15 protein-coding genes are annotated in these 20,217 nt (G+C 71.6%); 11 read left to right on the top strand and 4 right to left on the bottom strand.

What is annotated here, in order from left to right; all coding sequences use genetic code 11:
- Nucleotides 1-80 precede the first annotated feature (80 nt).
- The 6 genes from GVV75_RS00900 (at nucleotide 81) to GVV75_RS00875 (ending at nucleotide 9,038) form a co-directional block, all read left to right on the top strand.
- On the top strand, nucleotides 81-779 hold the full coding sequence (locus tag GVV75_RS00900; protein ID WP_159813053.1) for a PH domain-containing protein: 699 nt from the start codon (nucleotides 81-83) through the stop codon (nucleotides 777-779).
- Between the two features lie 153 nt (nucleotides 780-932).
- Nucleotides 933-2,855, top strand: a complete 1,923-nt coding sequence (gene typA, locus GVV75_RS00895) for a translational GTPase TypA (RefSeq protein ID WP_159522080.1) — start codon at nucleotides 933-935, stop codon at nucleotides 2,853-2,855.
- Between the two features lie 27 nt (nucleotides 2,856-2,882).
- Nucleotides 2,883-5,576, top strand: coding sequence for a VanW family protein (locus tag GVV75_RS00890; RefSeq protein WP_159813051.1), 2,694 nt, complete (start codon nucleotides 2,883-2,885; stop codon nucleotides 5,574-5,576).
- A 173-nt stretch (nucleotides 5,577-5,749) separates the two neighbouring features.
- On the top strand, nucleotides 5,750-6,103 hold the full coding sequence (gene fdxA, locus GVV75_RS00885) for a ferredoxin (protein WP_159522083.1): 354 nt from the start codon (nucleotides 5,750-5,752) through the stop codon (nucleotides 6,101-6,103).
- Between the two features lie 143 nt (nucleotides 6,104-6,246).
- The gene (dapC, locus tag GVV75_RS00880) at nucleotides 6,247-7,452 is read left to right on the top strand and encodes a succinyldiaminopimelate transaminase (protein WP_159813173.1); all 1,206 of its coding nucleotides are present in this window, start codon (nucleotides 6,247-6,249) and stop codon (nucleotides 7,450-7,452) included.
- A gap of 164 nt (nucleotides 7,453-7,616) precedes the next feature.
- Complete coding sequence (locus tag GVV75_RS00875) at nucleotides 7,617-9,038, top strand: citrate synthase (RefSeq protein ID WP_159522085.1); 1,422 nt, start codon at nucleotides 7,617-7,619, stop codon at nucleotides 9,036-9,038.
- A gap of 92 nt (nucleotides 9,039-9,130) precedes the next feature.
- Here the strand turns inward: GVV75_RS00875 and dapD are convergent, their stop codons facing one another.
- Nucleotides 9,131-10,102 (bottom strand): 2,3,4,5-tetrahydropyridine-2,6-dicarboxylate N-succinyltransferase, encoded by a 972-nt coding sequence (dapD, locus tag GVV75_RS00870; RefSeq protein WP_159522087.1) that lies wholly within the window; start codon nucleotides 10,100-10,102, stop codon nucleotides 9,131-9,133.
- 85 nt (nucleotides 10,103-10,187) lie between these two features.
- Between dapD and GVV75_RS00865 the strand changes: the two genes are divergently transcribed.
- From GVV75_RS00865 to GVV75_RS00850, 4 genes are all read left to right on the top strand, one after another.
- Entirely contained in the window at nucleotides 10,188-10,862 is a 675-nt protein-coding gene (locus GVV75_RS00865) for a histidine phosphatase family protein (protein WP_159624995.1), read from the top strand.
- Between the two features lie 500 nt (nucleotides 10,863-11,362).
- Complete coding sequence (locus GVV75_RS00860; RefSeq protein ID WP_235925194.1) at nucleotides 11,363-12,196, top strand: hypothetical protein; 834 nt, start codon at nucleotides 11,363-11,365, stop codon at nucleotides 12,194-12,196.
- 170 nt (nucleotides 12,197-12,366) lie between these two features.
- A complete protein-coding gene (locus GVV75_RS10490; RefSeq protein ID WP_328703528.1) occupies nucleotides 12,367-13,263 on the top strand; it encodes a DUF6318 family protein in 897 nt (298 codons plus the stop codon).
- 251 nt (nucleotides 13,264-13,514) lie between these two features.
- Nucleotides 13,515-14,084, top strand: a complete 570-nt coding sequence (locus GVV75_RS00850; RefSeq protein ID WP_159813049.1) for a zinc transporter — start codon at nucleotides 13,515-13,517, stop codon at nucleotides 14,082-14,084.
- 152 nt (nucleotides 14,085-14,236) lie between these two features.
- Here the strand turns inward: GVV75_RS00850 and GVV75_RS00845 are convergent, their stop codons facing one another.
- The 3 genes from GVV75_RS00845 to GVV75_RS00835 form a co-directional block, all read right to left on the bottom strand.
- Nucleotides 14,237-15,292 (bottom strand): alpha/beta fold hydrolase, encoded by a 1,056-nt coding sequence (locus tag GVV75_RS00845; RefSeq protein ID WP_159624991.1) that lies wholly within the window; start codon nucleotides 15,290-15,292, stop codon nucleotides 14,237-14,239.
- Between the two features lie 203 nt (nucleotides 15,293-15,495).
- Nucleotides 15,496-16,794, bottom strand: coding sequence for a homoserine O-acetyltransferase MetX (metX, locus tag GVV75_RS00840; RefSeq protein ID WP_159624989.1), 1,299 nt, complete (start codon nucleotides 16,792-16,794; stop codon nucleotides 15,496-15,498).
- 28 nt (nucleotides 16,795-16,822) lie between these two features.
- Complete coding sequence (locus GVV75_RS00835; RefSeq protein ID WP_159813047.1) at nucleotides 16,823-18,163, bottom strand: O-acetylhomoserine aminocarboxypropyltransferase/cysteine synthase family protein; 1,341 nt, start codon at nucleotides 18,161-18,163, stop codon at nucleotides 16,823-16,825.
- A gap of 493 nt (nucleotides 18,164-18,656) precedes the next feature.
- On the opposite strand from GVV75_RS00835, the gene GVV75_RS00830 reads away from it, so the two are divergent.
- Complete coding sequence (locus tag GVV75_RS00830; RefSeq protein ID WP_159813171.1) at nucleotides 18,657-20,048, top strand: C40 family peptidase; 1,392 nt, start codon at nucleotides 18,657-18,659, stop codon at nucleotides 20,046-20,048.
- Nucleotides 20,049-20,217 lie beyond the last annotated feature (169 nt).

The raw sequence follows: 20,217 nt of genomic DNA, 5'->3' as shown, positions 1-20,217 counted from the left end.
AGGAGCGAGACCGGTCCGCGAACCGGTCTCGCTCCTATTTTCGACCGGTCTCGCTGAGAGGGGAGGGGGAGGATGGGCGCATGATCACGGTTCCCACAGTCATCATCCGCCCCCGGTTTGGGTGCCCCCTCACGCTCCTCGTGGCGGGACTCGGGGCCGCGCTCGCGGTCACGATCGGCATCAACGACGGTGCCCGGCCCCTCCTCATCGCCCTGGCCTGCGCCCTGGCCGCGACGGCCGCGGCCTACGCCCTGTGGTGGCAGCCCGAGCTGCGTCTCGACGAGCGCGGCCTGACCGTGCGCAACCTCCTGGCCACCCACCGTGTCGGCTGGGGCGCCTACCAGCGCTGCGGTGGCCGCTGGGGCCTGGAGATCATCACTTGCGACGGCGCCCGCGTCCCCGTCTCCGCCGCGCCCCGCCAGGGCGGGCTGTCGATCGGCGTCAACCGGCAGATCGAGCGGTCGCGCGCCGCCGTCGGGGAGCGCCCGGCGCCGGCGGGCGGCGAGGGACTCCTCCCTGGAGCCGGGGGCCGCGGCCTGGATGGCGCTCACGGTCGTGGCCGCCCCATCGTGCTGGCCCTCACCGCGGAGCGCGCCGCCGACCTCATCGAGGCCTACCGCGCGCGCCTTGAGAGCGCCGGCGTGACTGGCGCGGGGGGTGATTCCGGCGCCGCGGCGTCCTCGTGCGAGCGCGCCGCCCGTCGCAACCCGGGCGCGATCGCTGTGATATCGATCGCTGCGATCGCCGTCGTCGTGGCCGTCACCCTGGTCCTGGTGTAGGCCGTGAGCGGCAGCACAGGAGCGGTGTCACCCTCGCCATGGCGCGCCGGGCGGGCGCGCGACTAGCCTTGGCCCGCTGTGCGCCTCGCGCGCGGTGTCGACCTGGCACCGCGTCCTTCCCGGGCGCTCCCCAGACGGAAGAAGAGCCCACACATGACCGTGCGCCAGGACCTGCGCAACGTCGCCATCGTCGCCCACGTCGACCATGGCAAGACCACCCTTGTCGACGGGATGCTCTGGGAGGCGGGCGCGTTCGGCGCCCGAGCCACGCAGGAGAACACCGCTGAGCGGGTCATGGACTCCGGCGAGCTTGAGCGCGAGAAGGGCATCACGATCCTCGCCAAGAACACGGCCGTCCATTACGCGGGCCCCGCCGCGGTCGAGGCCGGCCTGCCGGACGGCATCACCATCAACGTCATCGACACCCCCGGCCACGCCGACTTCGGTGGCGAGGTCGAGCGCGGCCTGTCGATGGTCGACGGCGTCGTCCTCCTCGTGGACGCCTCTGAGGGGCCCCTGCCGCAGACCCGGTTCGTGCTGCGCAAGGCCCTGGCCGCGAGCCTGCCGGTCATCCTCGTGGTCAACAAGGTGGACCGCCCCGACTCCCGCCTTGACGAGGTGGTCTCGGAGTCCACCGACCTGCTGCTCTCGCTGGCCTCGGACCTCGCGGACGAGGACCCGGGCATCGACCTCGACGCCGTCCTCGACGTCCCCGTCATCTACGCCTCCGCCAAGGCCCGCCGGGCGGATACCGCCCAGCCGGCCGACGGCGAGCTGCCCGCCAATGAGGACCTCGAGCCCCTCTTCCGCACGATCATCGAGCGGATCCCCGGACCCTCCTACGACGAGGGCGCTCCCCTCCAGGCCCACGTCACCAACCTGGACGCCTCCCCGTTCCTGGGCCGCCTGGCGCTGCTGCGCATCCACAACGGCACGATCCGCAAGGGGCAGGCCGTGGCCTGGGCCCGCCATGACGGCACCCTGGCCAACGCGCGCGTCTCCGAACTGCTGGTCACCGAGGGCCTGGACCGCAAGCCCGCCGAGGAGGCCCACGCCGGTGACATCGTGGCCATCGCGGGCATCGAGGACATCACCATCGGCGAGTCCCTCGTCGACCCCGAGGATCCCCGCCCGCTGCCCCTCATCACGGTCGACGATCCCGCCATCTCCATGACCATCGGGATCAACACCTCCCCGATGGCCGGGCGCACCAAGGGCGCCAAGGTCACGGCCCGCCAGGTCAAGGACCGCCTCGACCGCGAGCTCATCGGCAACGTCTCCCTGCGCGTCCTGCCGACCTCCCGCCCGGACGCCTGGGAGGTCCAGGGGCGCGGCGAGCTCGCCCTGGCGATCCTGGTGGAGCAGATGCGCCGTGAGGGATTCGAGCTCACCGTCGGCAAGCCCCAGGTCGTGACCCGCATGATCGACGGCAAGCGGCACGAGCCCGTCGAGCGCATGACGATCGACGTCCCCGAGGAGCACCTGGGCGCCGTCACGCAGCTCATGGCGGCCCGCAAGGGCCGCATGGAGACGATGACCAACCACGGCACCGGCTGGATCCGCATGGAGTTCCTCGTGCCCGCGCGCGGCCTCATCGGCTTCCGCAGCCAGTTCCTCACCGACACCCGCGGCACGGGCATCGCCTCCTCCATCGCGGAGGGCTACGAGCCCTGGGCCGGCCCGATCGTCTCGCGCACCACGGGATCCCTCGTCTCGGACCGTGCGGGCGCCGTCACCGCCTACGCCCTCATCCGCCTCCAGGACCGCGGCACCTTCTTCGTGGAGCCCACTCAGGAGACCTACGAGGGGCAGGTCGTGGGGGAGAACCCCCGCAATGAGGACATGGACGTCAATGTCGTGCGCGAGAAGCAGCAGACCAACATGCGCTCCTCCACCGCCGACTCCTTTGAGGGGCTCGTGCCGCCCCGCAGGCTCACCCTCGAGGAGGCCCTCGAGTTCGCCGCTGATGACGAGTGCGTGGAGGTCACCCCTGAGGCCGTGCGCATTCGTAAGGTGATTCTTGATTCCCAGGAGCGGTTCAAGGAGGCGGCTCGCCGCCGTCGTTCCCAGTCCTGATGACCGCCCTTCCCTGGAGGTTCCCTCATGAATGACGCCGTGACCAGCCCTGACGAGGCCACTGCTGCGCTGGAGGCCCTGCATGCCGCCACCCCCGACCACGCTGCGGAGGCGGCCGAGGGCGAGGCGGCGCTCGACGGCGATGCCCTCGCCGAGGCCCCGCCCGCGGAGGGGGGCGCGCCCGACGCTGGCGATGCTGACTCCCCCGAGGCCGGGGGCGCGGTCCCCGATGCCGTGCTGCCGGCCGACGCCGCCATCGCGGCGAGCGCCCTGGCGATCGCCACCCTGGCCGACCGGATCGGCGTCGTCCTGCCCAAGGCCGTCGCCCCCGGGGAGGTGGAGGAGGGCGCCAGGACCGCGGCCGACGGCGGCGCCGAGCCCGCCGACGACGCCGAGGGAGCGCCCTCGGACGCGCCCACTGAGAGCGGCGGAGCTCAGACGGGTCAGGCCGGAAGCGCGGCCGCTGGGGAGAACGCCGAGCCCGCCGACCTGGCCGGGGTCTCCGACGCCGCCGTCGCTGCCGCCGCCTTGGGCGTTGTCGCCGCGGGAGCGCGCGCCGCTGTCCCGCCGGCCGGTGCCGAAGCCCCGGGCGATGCCGGTGCGGCCGCACGCCCGATCCATGCCCTGCCCGAGACCGCCACCCCGGAGATCGCCGTCGAGGAGGCGGATTCCGAGGCCGGCGCTGATACCCAGGGGGACCGAGCCGCTGATCGCCCCGGTGAGGATGAGGGGGCCGGCCGAGCTGCCGCCCTCCTCGGCCTGGCCAAGGGGCCCGTCCGCAACCCCCGGCGCCTCATGATCGCCGCCGGGGCCCTCGTCGCCACGGCGTGGCTCGGCTCGGCGATCTGGACCACCCAGGCCCTCGCCGATGGTTCGACCGTCGGCGGGGTGAGCGTCGGGGGGATGAGCCCATCGGAGGCGAGGAGCGCCGTCGAGCAGTCCTTCGCCCAGAGCCTGGCCCAGCCGGTCACAGTCACCGCGGGCGATAAGTCCGCCCAGATCACGCCCGCGGACTCTGGCGTGAGCGTGGACGCCGCTTCCAGCGTCGGCCGCCTGACGGGCTTCACCCTCAACCCGCTCACCATCATCGACCGCCTCGGCGGGGCCTCGGTGCCCGCCGCCACCTCCGTGGACTCGGCCGCCCTGACCCGCAGCCTCAACGGCCACCTGGACGAGCTCTCGTCGGGCACCGTCAACGCCGAGATCTCCCTGCGGGGCACCAAGCCCGTGGTCTCGCCGAGCCGCGCCGGCACCGGCGTCGACGTCGAGGCCTCGGTCAGCGGACTGTCCTCGGACTGGCCGCTGGGGGCCTCCACCATCGCCCTCGTCGAGGGGACCACGAGCCCCGCCATCACCGACGAGCAGGCCCAGTCCTACGCCGACAGCGTCATCGCCCCCGTCCTGTCCGCGCCCGTGACGGTCACCGCGGATGCGGCGACGACGGCCGCTCCCGCCACCGGCTCCCTGACCCTGAGCCCCCAGGAGCTCGCCCCCATGCTGCGCATTAGCGCCAAGACGGGCGAGTTGTCCACCACCCTCGACCCTGACGCGCTGCGCCAGGCGGTGGTCGCGGCGATGGGCTCCCAGATCGAGAGGGCCGCCGTCGAGTCCGGGTGGACCATCGAGGGCCGCGCCGACGCCAGACCGCAGTACGTGGCGCCCGTCGACGGCCTGGCCATCGACACCACCGCGCTGTCCACCCAGATCATCACCATCGGCAGCACCCAGGTGGGGTCTTCCCAGCGCGCGGTCGTCCTGCCGATGACCTCCTCCGCGCCCTCCTCCACCACCGCTGAGGCGGACTGGGGGATCAAGGAGATCGTCGGCGAGTACGCCACCGACTACTACGAGGACGCCGCCCGCACCCAGAACCTCATCGCGGGCGCCGCCGCGCTCAACGGCAAGATCGTCAAGCCGGGGGCTACCTTCTCCACGAACGAGTCCCTGGAGCCCGTGGACGCCGAGCACGGCTTCACCTCCTCCGGGGTCATTCTCGACGGGGTCCACACCGAGGCGTTCGGGGGCGGGCTCTCCCAGATCGGCACCACCGTGTTCAACGCCGCCTACGAGGCCGGGATGGACGACGTCGAGCACCATCCCCACTCCTACTGGTTCGATCGCTACCCGGCGGGGCGCGAGGCCACCCTGTGGTCCCCGGAGAAGGACGTCAAGTTCACCAACTCGACCCCCTATCACGCGCTCATCCAGGCCTGGGTGGTGGACGGCAAGGTGCACGTGCGCCTGTGGTCCACGCGTCACTACGACGTCTCGATCGTCTCCGGTGAGAAGCAGGGCTACACCCCCATCCGCACTGTCAACCGCTCCGGCCCCCGCTGCGAGCCCTACGGTGGGGGAGAGGGCGGTTTCTCCATCACGGTGACCCGCAGCCGCAAGGCCCCGGACGGCACCGTTACCGAGGACACCCTCCGCACCACCTATGACCCTGACAACGCCGTGACCTGCTCCGGCGGGGGCGCCCCAGCGCATCCGCCGAGCGCTCAGGCCGGGCAGTCCCAGGGCCCGGGCCCCTCCTCCCAGACGAGCCCGCAGGGCCAGGAGGCGCCGTCCGGCGGGTCGTCGGACGGCCCCGCGGCCGCCGCCCCGGTGCCCCCGGCCGCTCCGGCGCCCCCGGCTCCTCAGGCCCAGGCGGCGCCCCCCGCCGAGGAGGCCGTGCCCCAGCCGACGCCCGATGCCAAGGCGGGCTTCGGCCGACAGGACTAGGCGTATCGCGCCGTCGGATGGGGGCGACTGGGAGCGGTCCTGGACGCCCGCGCGGGCGTGCTCGCCGCCACTATGCGGTCGTCTTGGGGATTCGGCCCGGGCGGGACAATACTTGGGCTTGATCGGGCGCCGCCGGTGAGCGGCGCCGGGCCCTAGTCGAGAGGAACCCCGCCATGACCTACGTCATCGCCCAGCCGTGCGTGGATGTCAAGGATCGTGCCTGCGTCGACGAGTGTCCGGTGGACTGCATCTACGAGGGCGAGCGGAGCCTGTACATCAACGCCGACGAGTGCGTGGACTGCGGCGCCTGCGAGCCCGTCTGCCCCACGGAGGCGATCTTCTACGAGGACGACGTCCCCGAGGAGTGGGCGGACTACACCCGCGCCAATATCGACTTCTTCGAGTTGCGCGGCCTCGGCTCGCCCGGCGGTGCCCAGAAGACCGGCGCCCTGGACTATGACGACCCCATGGTCGCCGCCCTGCCCCCGCAGAACGAGGACTACCGCGCCGAGCACGGTCTCGACTGAGGCCGCCGCGCCCTGACAGGCGCCCGCGCGGTCATCGTCGGCTTCGCGTCTCCGGTGACGACTTCGGTGGGCGGGGCGCGGGCCGGTCGATATAAGCACGAACTCGCTGAGGGTTGGAGGACAATGCCGGGGTGAACGCCTCTATGGACCGGCCCCGCGCCCTGCCCCGCCCGCTCGCCCTCCCGGACTTCCCCTGGGATGCGCTCGCCCCCTACCGGGCCCGCGCGGCCGAGCACCCCGGAGGCGTCGTCGACCTCGCCGTCGGCACCCCCGTGGACGACACTCCGACCATCGTTCGCGAGGCCCTTGCGGCCGCCGCCAACGCCCCCGGCTACCCGGCCGCCGTCGGCACTCCCGCGCTGCGCGGGGCCATCATCGACTGGGCCGCCCGCCGCCGCGGCGTCACCGGTCTGACCGACGCCCACGTCATCCCCACGATCGGCTCGAAGGAATCCGTCGCCCTCCTGCCCCTCCATCTCGGGGCGGGCCCCGGCGACCTCGTCCTCCACCCCCGCGCCGCCTACCCCACCTACGACGTCGGCGCCCGCATTGCCGGGGCCACGCCCATCCCCGTCGACACTGACGCCGATCCCGCCACTTGGGACCTCCCCGACGGCGCGGGCACCCCCGACCGCCCCATCGCCATGATCTGGCTCAACAGCCCCGGCAACCCCGACGGTCATGTGCTCGGCGTCGACCAACTGGCGCGGATCGTCACCTGGGCGCGCGAGCGCGGCGCCGTCGTCGTCTCCGACGAGTGCTACGCCGAACTCGGCTGGGAGGCCCCTTGGGATTCCGAGGCCATCCCCAGCCTCCTCGACCCCCGCGCCACGGGCGGGGACATGAGCGGGCTGCTGGCCCTGTACTCCCTGTCCAAGCAGTCCAACCTCGCCGGCTACCGCGCCGCCCTGCTCGCCGGGGACCCCGTGCTCGTGGGCGCCGTCACCGAGATCCGCAAGCACACCGGGATGCTCCCGCCCGCGCCGGTCCAGGCCGCCATGGCCACTGCCCTGGCCGACGACGCCCACGTGGCCGCCCAGCGCGAGGCCTATCGTGCCCGTCGCGAGGCGCTCGTCGAGGCGACGGCAGCAGCCGGCCTCGTGGGCGATCCCGCATCCGTGGCGGGCCTCTACCTGTGGCTCGGCCTGCCCGAGGGGGCCGCCGCCCGGGGCTCCTACGAGCTCGTCGGAGCCTTCGCCGAGCTTGGGATCGTCGTCGCCCCCGGCGACTTCTACGGGGAGGCGGGCGCCGGGCGAGTCCGCATGAGCCTGACCGGCACCGACGAGCGCGTGGCGGCCGCCTGCGAGCGCCTGCGGTCGCCCCATGCGGCCGCGCTCTTCCGCCCCTGAGCGGTCGCCCGCCTCCGGGGCGACGCCGTGGGGGGCCCGGCCCATCCTCAGAGGTGACGGGGAGGTGACAGCGCGATCGCTACAGTGAGGCGGACCCCGTGGCACCAGGCCCACCGGCTCGAGGCGCCCGCCCGCGCGGAGCGCCGAACAGGGAGGAGACCGACATGACCGACACCAGCCCCGCCGCCAGCGCCCCCGCCGCCGAGCCGCGGTCCCTCAACGACAGCGACGCCGTCGGGATCCTCACCATCGAGGACCGCCGCCTGGAGCTCCCCCGCGCCTACGCCACCGAGGGCTCTGACGGTCTGGGCGTGGGCAAGCTCCTCGCCTCCACCGGCATGGTCACCCTCGACCCGGGCTTCACGAACACGGCCTCGTGCGCCTCCGGGATCACCTACATCGACGGCGACGCCGGCGTGCTGCGCTACTGCGGCTACCCCATCGAGGAGCTCGCCAAGTCCTCCTCCTTCCTGGAGGTCGCCTTCCTGCTCATCAACGGCGAGCTCCCCGACGCCGAGACCTTCGAGCGCTTCGAGCGGCGCATCGCCCGCCACCGCCTCCTCCATGAGGACTTCCGCAGCTTCTTCACCGCGTTCCCCTCCTCCGGGCACCCCATGGCGATCCTCCAGGCGGGCATCTCTGGCCTGGCCACCTACTACGAGGACACCCTCAACCCGCACGACCCCTACGAGCGCGAGCTCGCGACCGTCCTGCTGCTGAGCAAGATGCCGACGATGATCAGCTACATCGCCCGGCGCGCCATCGGCCTGCCCCTGGTCTACCCGGACCCCAAGTGCGGATACGTGGAGGACTTCCTGCGCCTGACCTTCGGGATGCCCTACCAGTCCTACGAGATCGACCCCGCGATCGTGAAGGCCCTGGACATGCTCCTCATTCTCCACGCCGACCACGAGCAGAACTGCTCCACCTCCACGGTGCGGCTCGTCGGCTCGGCGGACGCCAACATGTACGCCTCCGTGGCCGCGGGCGTGGGGGCCCTGTCTGGTCCGCTGCACGGCGGCGCGAACGAGGCCGTCCTGCGGATGCTCGACACGATCCAGGCCTCGGGCATGAGCACCGCCGAGTTCGTCCGCAAGGTGAAGGACAAGGAGGACGGCGTGCGGCTCATGGGCTTCGGCCACCGGGTCTACAAGAACTACGACCCGCGCGCCGCCATCGTCAAGGCCACCGCCCATGACGTGCTCACCCGCCTGGGCAGCGACTCCGGTGATCGAATGCTCCAGATCGCCATGGAGTTGGAGGAGACGGCCCTGAGCGACGAGTACTTCGTCTCGCGCCGCCTCTACCCGAACGTGGACTTCTACACCGGCCTCATCTACCAGGCGATGGGCTTCCCCACGAAGATGTTCACGCCCCTGTTTGCCCTGGGGCGCCTGCCCGGGTGGATCGCCCAGTACCGCGAGATGATCTCCGATCCCGCCAAGCGCATCGGTCGTCCCCGCCAGGTCTACACCGGCGCCACCGAGCGGCACTACGTGGCCATCCACCGCCGCAAGCACTCCGACGCCGTCTACCCCGCCACCCGTTCGGGCGAGCGCGCGCTCGACCGCGTCAACAAAGTGTGAGTCGGTCCTCCCGGGCGGCGGGGAGGTTCCCTCCTTCGATCCCCCACTGGCGCTCGGCGGCCGCCCGCCGCGGCTGAGGCCGCGGGGGCCGGCTAGCGCGCGGCCCCGAGTTCGATGCTCTTGCCGCCGCGGGGAAGGGCCTCGACGGCGCCGGACTGCGAGTTGCGGCGGAACAGGACGTTCGAGGCGCCGGCGAGTTCACGGGCCGCCACCACGCGCGGCTCCCGGAACAGGCCGTGCCCACCGGGGACGACGCCGCCTGACGGCATCACTGACACCCTCGTCCCGGCGGTGATGAACAGGCCGGCCTCCACGACGCAGTCGTCGCCCAGCGGGATGCCCAGGCCCGAGTTGGCGCCCAGCAGGCAGCGCTCGCCGATGCTCACGCGCCTCAGCCCGCCGTCGGCGACCATCCCCATCGTGGAGGCGCCGCCGCCGATGTCGGAGCCGTCTCCGATGAGGACCCCCTGCGAGACGCGCCCCTCCACCACGGAGCGGCCCAAGGTGCCCGCGTTGTAGTTGACGAAGCCCGATGCCAGGACCGACGTGCCCTCGGACAGGTACGCGCCCAGGCGCACGCGGGCGCCGTCGGCGATCCTCACGCCCGTGGGCACCACGTAGTCCACCATCCGCGGGAACTTATCCACGGAATGCACCTGGACCGGGTGGCCCAGGGCCCGGCGCAGGCGCATGCGGGTGGCCTCGAAGCCCTCCGCGGCGCAGGGGCCCACCGCCGTCCACACCACACTGGGCAGGTGGGACAGGATTCCGTCCAGGTTCACCGTGTTCGGCTCGGCCAAGCGGTGCGAGAGCACATGGAGGCGCAAGTAGGAGCCGGCGACGGTCCGCGGGGAGTCGTCGAGATCCACCCAGGTGCGCACCACCGTGGTGTGGACCCCCCGCGCCTCATCCTTGGTCTCCATCGCGGAGAGCGTGGCGAGCAGATCGGCATGGCCGTCCTCGGGCTCCTCGCCGAGGACCGGCCGCGGGTACCAGACATCGAGGGTGGAGCCGTCGTCGGTGACGGTGGCCAGGCCGAGGCCCCAGGCGCTTCGCGTTGTCATGGCCCTACCCTACGGGAGGCCCCCCGACACGGCCCGGCTCTCCCGGTATCCGGGCCGGGCGCGCCCGGGTGGCACAATCGCATCCATGGAGCGCACCACGATCCACCTCATGCGTCACGGCGAGGTCCACAACCCCGAGGCCGTCCTCTACGGGCGCATGCCCGGCTACCACCTCTCCGAACTCGGTCAGCGCATGGCGGAGCGCGTCGCGGAGGTCCTGCGCTCCACCGATCACGACATCGCCGCCGTCATCACCTCCCCCCTGGAGCGCGCCGTCGAGACCGGCGCCCCCACCGCGCGGGCCTACGGGCTGGAGGCGACGACGGACGAGCGCCTCATCGAGGCCGGCAACCACTTCGAGGGGGTCGCCGTCAACCGCAACCGCTGGGTGCTGGCGCATCCGCGCCATTGGCTGTATTACACCAACCCCCTGCGCCCGTCCTGGGGCGAGCCCTACGCCGAGCTCGTGACCCGCATGAGCGGGGCCATCCGCTCCGCGCTGCCCCTCGCGCGCGGGCGCGAGGCGCTGCTCGTCTCCCACCAGCTGCCCGTGTGGGCCACGCGGCTCTGGGTGGAGGGGCGCCCCCTGGCGCACGATCCCCGGCGCCGCCAGTGCGCGCTCGCCTCGCTGACCTCCCTCACTTTCGACGGCGGGACGCTCGTAGGCGTGGACTACTGGGAGCCCGCGGGCGAGCTCCTGCATGTGGCTGAGGACATGGTTCCCGGAACCTCCGCCGCCAGTGAGAAGGGAGCAGCGTGACCTCTCAGAACACGCAGGGGGAGAAAGCGGGGAAGCAGGCGGGGGGCGAGCTCGGGGACGGCTCCGGGACGCGCCCCGATGAGGCCGTCGAGGCGGGCGTCAGCGGTCCTGGGAGCGGTGGCAGCGCCAGGCCCGCGTCGAGTGGCGGGAGCGCTCGCGGCGCTGATGGCGCTCGCGGCGCTCGCGGCGCTGATGGCGCGGACAGCGCTCGCAGCGCTGCGAATGCCGACGGCGCTGGGGCCCCGGGAGCCGCGACCAGCGCGGCTGGCCCGGATGCTCCTGCGGGCGACGGCGTCGCTCGCCGCGGCGCCTCATCCGACGACGCGGCGAGCGCGAGAGGCCCAGGGCTCCCGGGAGGCGCGAGCGGTCCGAAGGAGGCCCCGCCGTCGTTCAGGCCCGTGAGCGCCGGGAGCCCAGTGGCCCCGGGGAGCCCAGATCGCCCGAGGATCGCGAGCGGCCCCGATAGCGCGCAGAGGGAGCCCGATGCGGCCGGTGCCCCGATGGCTGGGCCGAGAAGGGGCCTCATCCGCCGACCGCCGAAGACTGACGAGGTCGTCACCATCAAGGTCCGCGAGATCTTCGACATTGTCGACGCCCGCGAGGCCCAGGCCGCCTCGGAGCGCCTCGCGGCGGAGAGGGCCGCCGCGAGGCCGAGCTGGACTGGGCAGGACTTCGTGTGGTGGAACACCGCCGCCGTTCTCACCGCCGCTCGCGCCGGGCGCCGCCCCAACCCTGTCTCGCCGATCATCGACCCCGTGCGCGGCTCCTTCGGGTCGGGGGAGTGCATGCTGGCCAGTTGTGATGCCGAGCTGCTCATGTGGCGGCGCGGTGACGCCACCTACAACCCGTCCAGGGGGTTCTTCCTCGCGGGCGGGCCAGTGGGGCTGGCGCTGACCGCCGCCTTCTTCGGCGGGCAGGCCGTGGTCAACAAGAGGAGGCGCCGTGCCGCCGCGGCGGACGCCGTCGAGAAATGGCGCCACCTGGCCAACGCCCGCGTGACCGTGTCCACGCACGGCATCTACATCGGAACGGGCGAGGGCATCATGCCGGTGGGCTACCACGAGGTTCAGGAGGTGGCCTCCACCGGCCCGGGCGAGATCGTCATGGCGGCGAGCAACGCCAAGGGCACCGCGCGCTGGAAGCTGCGCGGCCAATGGGCCGAGCTCGTCCTCGTTCTGTGGTCGGTGCTGTACATGCCCGAGCACCCGCAGGTGGTGGGCCGCACCTGGCTGCCCCAGGGCTGGCTGGATCACGCGGCGGCGAACGGCTACCCCGTTGACACCTCCACCTGGCCGCGCTTCAGCCCGAACCCGGATCCGCCCCCTCTCCCCTGAACCGAGACCGGTCGAAAACACGGGCGAGACCGGTCGTTGTTAGGGGCGAGACCGGTTGGTTGTCCGCAGGGCGGTGCTGGTGGGGTGGGGTTGGTGGGGGTTTTCCACAGATTGGCGGTGGGGTCTAGCGCCGGGGGTGGGTAGGGCCCTAGGGTTGGGGCCCGACGGCGATGCCGCCGTCGTCTGGGGCCGACCTGGGGCCTCGCGCTTGCCCTGGTCCACGACCGCATCGACTCCTCGCTTGGAAGGCCCCAGAACCCATGACCCCCGCGCCCCGCTTTCGGCACCACCAGGTCAGCGCCGAACCCTCGCAGCCTCGCTCCTCCCATGCCGATGCCCCCATGGCACCCCGACGACGCGGCGCCGCCCCTCACCCACCCGGCCGGCGGCGCCAGAGCCTCCAAGCGCTGACAACGCGCTGGGCGCACCCCATCGCTCTGGTCCTTCTGGCCTGCTGCGCCCTGGCCCCAGGACTACTGATCCTGACGGCCTGCGCCAAGGACCCCACCCCGGCGCCGACCACTCCGACGACGTCGCCCACCCAACACACCGAAACCCCCGCCAGCGCGGCGGCCACTCCCAGTGCCAGCGCGACCCCCTCACTCAGCCCCGAGCTGGCCGCTCAAAGAGCCACCGCCCTGGCCATGCCCAAGCCCCCCACCCCACCCGAGGCCACCGAAAACACCCAACAAGGCGCCGTAAGCGCCGCCGTGCACTTCATCGAACTCTACCGCTACGCCTTCATCACCGGCGACACCACAGACCTAGCCGCCATGAGCGAAGACAGATGCACATTCTGCGCCTCTGCGATCAATGCGATGACCGATCTTCACGATAAGGGAGGCTGGAGCAATCCCTGGAAACTGGAACTCACAGAATTTCAATATATCTCACCAGGAGAGGGAAAGGAGTACTGCGGAGTCAGGGCCACAATGAAGAGTACCGAGTCGACGTCTATTAGAAAGGGCGAAACAGTCGTAGTGGAACCGGCGGAAGAGAAGACCTTATTCCTCGCCTTGCGATACTACAATGACGCCTGGCATGTTGGCGAGGTATCCACAGAATGATGATGGAAACAATGAGCCTTCTTGTGATCTCCTGCTTATTCTTGACCTCACCTCCTCCCATTATTGCGGGATCTGATAATGCTGGCGCCGCAAGGCAGATTGACAGTTATGGATCCGGAAATACTATTGTCACTCAATCATTGACGGCGGAGGAGGTTGTCGTCCAAAGCGATTCCCCGTCGTCGACCGGCGGGAACGATGGGGGCGGGCCAGCAGTGGTGGTCTCGGCCGGACAGCCCCAGACCATACCCGTGGAAGGCAGTTACATCTGCGACGGGCAAGACGCCCAGGGCAACAATAGCGGCGCGTGCCGCTTCCAACCAGCACCAGCCGCCCCGGCCCTGGCCCCGGCCCCGGCGCCGATCGTCCTGATCTCCCGCGACGTGGCCACCCTCATCGTCGAGAGCTCGGGCATCACCCTCCAACCACCCGGGGACACCATCTTGCTGCACATGCCCCTGATCGCCCACACCAACCCCAGCACCCGAACACTATCCACCACCGTGGGCCCCACCCGCGTGGATATCGAGGCCACGCCCGCCACCTACACCTGGAACTGGGGGGATGGCACCACCACGACCACCACCGACCCCGGGCATCCCTACCCCCACCACACCATCACCCACCAATACGCCACCACCGCCAACAACGTCACCGTCACCCTGACCACCACCTGGACCGCCCGCTACCGCCCCACCGGCACCACCACCTGGAAACCCGTCGACGGCTACATCACCACCACCCAAACCGCCCCGCCCTTCAACATCCGCCGCCTGGTCCCCTACCTCACCGACGACGCCGAAGAGCACCAAAACCACTAACCCACCCCTAAACCAATCTCACCCCTGACACCAACCGGTCTCGCCCGTGATATCGACCGGTCTCGACATCATTTTCGACCGGTCTCGCTCCTCATAACGACCGGTCTCGCTCGTGATTTCGACCGGTCTCGATGACAGCGGGGGGGGGGAGGTCAGCGCAGGACGTATGCGGTCATCCAGCGGCGCATGGCGCCCAGGACCTGCTCGCGCACGGGAGGTGCGGAGAGGATGAGGTCGTGCACGGCGCCGTCGAAGCGCGCCACGGTGACGAGCGACCCCAGGGCGAGGGAGCGCCGGGCCGTCGCGTCGACGTCGATCACCGTGTCCGTCCGACGCGAGTCCGGTGTCCACGTGACCCCCAGGCGCGAGCGCGCCGACACCATCGACAGCACCGGGCAGCGGATGTCGAGCCCTGCCGCCACCCGGGCCTGACCGGCGAGGATCGCCTGCAACCATCCGGGCCGGATTGGCGCGCCGGGCCGGTGGACCCACTCGTCGTTGATCCGCCAGCCGCGCACCCACGGGTCGTCGACCCACGCGGGATCCGGCTCGCCGTCGCGCTCGTCCCAGCCATCGGTGACGCGGAAGCACTTCTCGGCGGGCAGGCTCGGCGTCGGCAGGGGGCGGCGAGGATCATGGCGCGCCAGGGCGCGCAGCACCGGCTGGCCGAGGAGTCTGGCCGGCGCCGCCCCCTGGATCTCCAACCATGGGGAGGCCAGGATGAGCGCCCGCAGCGCCCCCGGGTGGCGGTCCGCCCACAGGGAGGCCACGAGCCCGCCCGTGGAGTGCCCGTAGCCGACGACGTCGATCCCGTCCCCGCGCTCGGCCCGGATGATGCCGAGGGATTGGCCGATCTCCTCATCGTAGTCGTCGAGCGACGTCGTCCAGCCGAGCATCTGCCCCTTGCGCAAGGAGCGCCCGTAGCGGCGCAGGTCGAGGGCGTAGAAGGCCCCGCCCAGCCGGGAGATCTCCCGCGCCAGGTGCGTGTGGAAGAAGTAGTCGTTCCATCCGTGCAGGTAGAGCCAGGCGAAGGAGGGGGTTGTGGGCGTGCCCGGCAGCGCGAGGGGGTCCTCCGCGGGCACATGCCGCACCAGGGTGGCGACGGCGCCGTCGGCCTCCTCATCCGACAGCAGCTCCAGGGTGCGGGCCTGGAAGCCGGGTCCGAGGTGGTCAGGGCCCCAGCCGTCGGCGGCTCCCCGCCCGGTCATTTCGCGCCCGCCGCGCGCGGGGGCCGTACCGGGCCGCCGGGCACTGTCGTCCCCGCGCTCGCCGTGCCGGGCGCGCCTTGCGCCGACCAGCCGACCGGGGAGCCCGGGCCGCCGGCCCCGGCGTTGGACGGGCACTGGCTCATGAGATCAGCTTAGCCGAAGACGCGGCCTGCGAGAGCCGGTTCCCGGGCGCCCCGCCGTTCTCAACTCCCCGACTCGGCGCCCTCAAGGAAGTCTCGCAGCACGGCGTCCATCTGATCGGCCTCGATGAGGAAGCCATCATGGCCGTGAAGGGAGTCGATGGTCGCGCGCCGCGCGCCCGGGATGCCCTCGGTGAGTTCATCGGCCTGCCAGGTGGGGAAGAGGCGATCGGAGGACACATCGACCACGAGCGTGCGGGCCGTGACCCCCGCCAGGGCCGCCGGGATCCCGCCGCGACCCGTGCCGACGTCATGGACCATCATCGAATGGGTGACAATGAGGTAGGAGTTGGCGTCGAACCTGGCCAGGAGCTTGCCTGAGTGATGATCGAGGTAGGACTCCACCTGGTAGCGCCCGCCGACGGCGGGATCCTCCGCGCCCTGGTGCGCTCGCCCGAAGCGGGCGTCGAGCTCCGCGGCGCTTCGGTAGGTGGTGTGCGCGATCGCTCGCGCCAGCGCCAGCCCGCGCACCGGCCCCACCGGGTGGGAGTAGTAGTCGCCGTCGAAGAAGTAGGGATCGCCCACGATGGCGAGCTCCTGGAGGTGGCACCAGGCGAGCTGATCCGCCGTCGTTGAGGCGCCGGTGGCCACGAGTGCGAGGTTGCGCACCCGCTCGGGGCGCCCCACCCCCCACTCGATGGCGCGGTGCCCGCCCAGCGAGGCGCCCACGACCAGGTGGAAGACCTCGATCCCCAGGGCGTCGGCGAGGCGGGCCTCGGCGGCTACGGCGTCGCGCGTGGTCAGCCACGGGAAGCGCGATCCCCAGGGGCGCCCGTCCGGGGCCAGTGAGGAGGGCCCGGTGGAGCCCTGGCAGCCGCCGAGGATATTGGCGGCGACGACGAAGTACCGCTCGGTGTCGATCGCGCGCCCCGGTCCCACGAGACTGTCCCACCAGCCGGGGGTGGGGTGCCCGGGGCCGGGCTCGCCGGTGACGTGGGAGTCCCCGGTCAGGGCGTGCAGGACGAGGACGGCGTTGTCGCGCGCCTCGCTCAACTCCCCCCAGGTCTCGAAGGCCAGAACCGTGTTCGGCAGGGTCTCCCCGGACTCCAGGGGCAAGTCCCCGATCTCCAGGAAGCGGCGGTGCCCCGGGTCGTCCCCGGTGCGCCAGGCGCCAGTGGGGGAGCCCGCCGCGCGGTCGACGAGCTTGGAGGCGGCCGTCCCCACGCCGGCCGTGACGGGCTCCGGAAGGGCCGGCTGGGGCGGACCGGGATCCGGAAGGCCGGGCTCCGGAAGGGCCGGCTGGGGCGGGCCGGGATCCGGAAGGGCCGGCTGGGGCGGGGCGGGCGGGGCCGACTGAGTCATGGCGCTCTCCTTGGGGCGGGGCCGGCGCTCAGCGCGGGCTCAGGGCCGCCAGGCCGCGGTCGAGGTCGGCGATGATGTCGTCGATGTGCTCGATTCCGATGCTCAGGCGCACCGTCCCCGCGCTGATCCCCGCCGCCGCCAGGCCGGCGTCGTCGAGCTGTGAGTGCGTCGTCGTCGCCGGGTGGATGGCCAGGGAGCGCACGTCCCCGATGTTGGCGACGTTGGAGAACAGTTGGAGGGCGTCGATGAAGATGCTCCCCGCCTCTCGGCCGCCCGCGAGGTCGAAGGTGAGGATCGATCCGGCGCCGCGCGGGCAGTACTTGCGGTGCAGCTCGTAGTAGGGGCTGGATGGCAGGCCGGAGTAGCGCACCTGGCTCACCGCGGGGTGGGACTCCAGGTGACGGGCCACGGCCAGGGCGTTGTCCACATGCCGCTCCATGCGCAGCGAGAGGGTCTCCACGCCCTGGGCGATGAGGAAGGCGTTGAGCGGGCTCGCGGCGAATCCGAGATCGCGCTGGCCCTGCGTGTGCGCCTTGAGGACGAAAGCCACGTTGCCCAGCGGCGAGCCGACCCCCAGGTCGCGGGCGAAGACGATGCCGTTGTAGGACGGGTCGGGCTCGTTGAAGCCGGGGAAGCGCTCGGCGTGGGCGGCGTAGTCGAAGCCCCCGCCGTCGATGATGACTCCGGCGATCGAGGAGCCGTGGCCGCCCAGGAACTTCGTGGCGGATTCGACGACGATGTCCGCCCCCCACTCGAAGGGCCGGGTGAGGAAGGGGGAGGCCACCGTGTTGTCGACGACGAGCGGTACTCCCACGCGGTGCGCGGCCTCGGCGATGGGCTCGATGTCGAGGATGTCGCCCTTGGGGTTGGGGATGGACTCGCCGAGGAAGCACACGGTGGTCTCATCGGCCAGCGCCTCCCAGGCGGCGGCGTCGGAGGGATCCTCGACGAACCGGGTGGTGATCCCGAGGCGGGGAAGCGCGGTGGTCAGCAGGTTGATGGTGCCGCCGTAGAGCGACGGCGAGGCGATGACGCTCGATCCCGCGCCGCCCAGGGTGAGGATCGTCAGCGTGGTGGCGGCGCTGCCCGAGGCCACGAGGTGGGCGCCGGTGCCTCCGTGCAGGGCGCAGATCCGCTGGGCGACGGCGGCGTTCGTCGGGTTGTCCAGGCGCGTGTAGATGGGGCCGAGCGAGGCCAGGGAGAAGCGGTCGGCCGCCTCGGTGGCGCTGGGGAAGACGAAGGAGGAGGTCTGGTAGACCGGCAGCGCGCGGGCGCCGGTGTCGGAGTCGGGGGCGTGGCCAGCCTGGACCTGGAGGGTCTCGAACCGCCAGGAGGCGAGGGTGTCGGGGGTGGTCGCCGCGTTGCTCATCGGGGGATCCTTCACTGGTGCCGGTGCGTGTCTGCTCTAGCCCTGATGGGGCGGGGACGCGCACGTGGGCCGACGGCGGCGTGGCGGCGTGCGCGTCAGTGATGCATTCGGCGGGTGAGGCGGCAGGACATGCCTCGAAAGGTGCCACGGCGGTGGCGCGGCGCGCAAGCGCGTCCGGATCGCGGGAGCGCGGCGGTTCCGGCCTGGTCACAGCATGATCACGATATGTGATTGTGAGTGAGGTCACTGGGATGTGGGTAAGGGTGTGTGATCCGCAGGATTCCGGGGTTTGTGAGATGGGCGGGACGGGTGTTACCAATGTGAAACTAGTGGTCACTGTTCTCATGGGGGTGCGTGATGGCTAGTGTTTCGGGTGTATCGCCGTGCGACTCATGACACGGGAATGTCAGACCCTGGAGGATCCGTGAGCCCTAGACACCGTTCGTTCCGAGCGGCACGCGCCTTCGCCGCCGCTACCGCTCTGGCCGTCGCGATGGTTCCCAGCGCCCTTGCTGACACCGTCGACCAGGATGACATTGACAAGGCGAGGAAGGCGGAGAGCCAGACGTCGTCGTCGATCGCCGAGCTCGAGGCGCGGCTCGCCAAGCTCAAGTCCGACCTCCAGGCCTCACGGATCAAGGCGGCCTCCGCCAATGAGGACTACCTCGAGGCCGCCGCGGAGTTGAAGACCGCCACCACCGCCGCCGCCAACGCCCAGACCGCGGCTGATGAGGCCGCCGCGGACACCGAGACCGCCCGCTCCAGCCTCGGTGCCGCCGTCGTCGAGACCTATCAGAACAGCGGCAACCCCCTTGACGCCCTCAGCCCCTACCTGTCCTCTGAGTCGCTGGCCGACGCGACCGACACCTCGGTGGCGCTGACCCGCGTGGGCGAGAACCGTAGCGCCGACCTGCAGAACTTCCGGGCGCACCAGGCGGTGGCCGAGAACATGCGCAGCATCGCCCAGGCCAAGGTGGCCGAGAAGGAGACCGCCGCGACCAATGCCAAGAATCTCAAGGCCAAGGCCGATGCCGAGGTGAGCAAGGCCTCCACGGCCGTCTCCGACGCGAAGTCCACGCGGGAGACCCTCATCTCCCAACTCGCCACGCAGCGCAACACCACCGTCGAACTGGAGACCCAGTACCAGGACCGCCTTGAGTCCGAGCGCCAGGCGCGCGAGGAGGCGGCCGCCAAGACCGCGGCGGAGGAGGCCGCGCGCAAGGCCGAGGAGGAGAAGCGGGCCCAGGCCTCGGCGTCCCCCGCGCCGACCGCGCCGCCGACGCCCGGCGCCTCGCCCTCCCAGCCCTCTTCAGAGGCGCCGGCCTCCGGGGCGACGACGGCGCCCGCCACCACCGAGGCCGCGCCGACCACGACTGAGGCGGCTCCTCCCGCGCAGGCCGCCCAGGAGGCGCCGGCGTCCGAGCCGGCTCCTGAGGCTGAGCCGGAGCCCGCGCCGGAGCCGGAGCCCGCGCCGGCTCCTGAGCCTGAGCCGGCCCCCGCTCCTGAGCCGGCCCCCGCCGTCGACGTCGCCCAGACGGCGATCGACACCTCGTACACCTTCCTCGGCGTGCCCTACGTCTGGGGTGGTGAGAGCTATGACGGCGTCGACTGCTCGGGCTTGGTGATGCTGTCGTACCAGGCGGCGGGCGTCTATCTCACGCACTCCTCGCGGGTGCAGTACGGCGAGGGGACCCGGGTGCCCATCGATGAGGCCCGGCCCGGCGACCTCGTGTTCTGGTCCTCGGACGGGACGCAGTCGGGGATCTACCACGTGGCGATCTACCTCGGAGGCGACCAGATGATCGAGGCCCCGACCTTCGGCGTCCCCGTGCGAGTGACCGGCATGCGCTACTCCGGCGTCATGCCCTACGTCGTCCGCTTCTGACCGCCCGCCCACCCTCCCCTCCAACCGAGACCGGTCGAAAACAGACGCGAGACCGGTCGATATCACGAGCGAGACCGGTCGAAAACAGACGCGAGACCGGTTCGGCATGGCCGCGATGGCCGCGCCGAACCGGTCTCGTCAGTGATTTCGACCGGTCTCGCTCCTATTT

The sequence above is a fragment of the Actinomyces sp. zg328 genome, assembly GCF_009829635.1.
Taxonomy (GTDB): Bacteria; Actinomycetota; Actinomycetes; order Actinomycetales; family Actinomycetaceae; genus Actinomyces; species Actinomyces marmotae.
Note: the sequence above shows the minus strand (reverse complement) of the source record. Positions and strands in the feature narration are given on the sequence as shown.

Bases quoted from the DNA above. Each gene is read 5' to 3' on its own strand.
- GVV75_RS00900 (WP_159813053.1), top strand. From the start codon at position 81: ATGATCACGGTTCCCACAGTCATCATCCGCCCCCGGTTTGGGTGCCCC.
- typA (WP_159522080.1), top strand. From the start codon at position 933: ATGACCGTGCGCCAGGACCTGCGCAACGTCGCCATCGTCGCCCACGTC.
- GVV75_RS00890 (WP_159813051.1), top strand. From the start codon at position 2,883: ATGAATGACGCCGTGACCAGCCCTGACGAGGCCACTGCTGCGCTGGAG.
- fdxA (WP_159522083.1), top strand. From the start codon at position 5,750: ATGACCTACGTCATCGCCCAGCCGTGCGTGGATGTCAAGGATCGTGCC.
- dapC (WP_159813173.1), top strand. From the start codon at position 6,247: ATGGACCGGCCCCGCGCCCTGCCCCGCCCGCTCGCCCTCCCGGACTTC.
- GVV75_RS00875 (WP_159522085.1), top strand. From the start codon at position 7,617: ATGACCGACACCAGCCCCGCCGCCAGCGCCCCCGCCGCCGAGCCGCGG.
- dapD (WP_159522087.1), bottom strand. From the start codon at position 10,102: ATGACAACGCGAAGCGCCTGGGGCCTCGGCCTGGCCACCGTCACCGAC.
- GVV75_RS00865 (WP_159624995.1), top strand. From the start codon at position 10,188: ATGGAGCGCACCACGATCCACCTCATGCGTCACGGCGAGGTCCACAAC.
- GVV75_RS00860 (WP_235925194.1), top strand. From the start codon at position 11,363: ATGGCTGGGCCGAGAAGGGGCCTCATCCGCCGACCGCCGAAGACTGAC.
- GVV75_RS10490 (WP_328703528.1), top strand. From the start codon at position 12,367: ATGCCGCCGTCGTCTGGGGCCGACCTGGGGCCTCGCGCTTGCCCTGGT.
- GVV75_RS00845 (WP_159624991.1), bottom strand. From the start codon at position 15,292: ATGACCGGGCGGGGAGCCGCCGACGGCTGGGGCCCTGACCACCTCGGA.
- metX (WP_159624989.1), bottom strand. From the start codon at position 16,794: ATGACTCAGTCGGCCCCGCCCGCCCCGCCCCAGCCGGCCCTTCCGGAT.
- GVV75_RS00835 (WP_159813047.1), bottom strand. From the start codon at position 18,163: ATGAGCAACGCGGCGACCACCCCCGACACCCTCGCCTCCTGGCGGTTC.
- GVV75_RS00830 (WP_159813171.1), top strand. From the start codon at position 18,657: ATGGTTCCCAGCGCCCTTGCTGACACCGTCGACCAGGATGACATTGAC.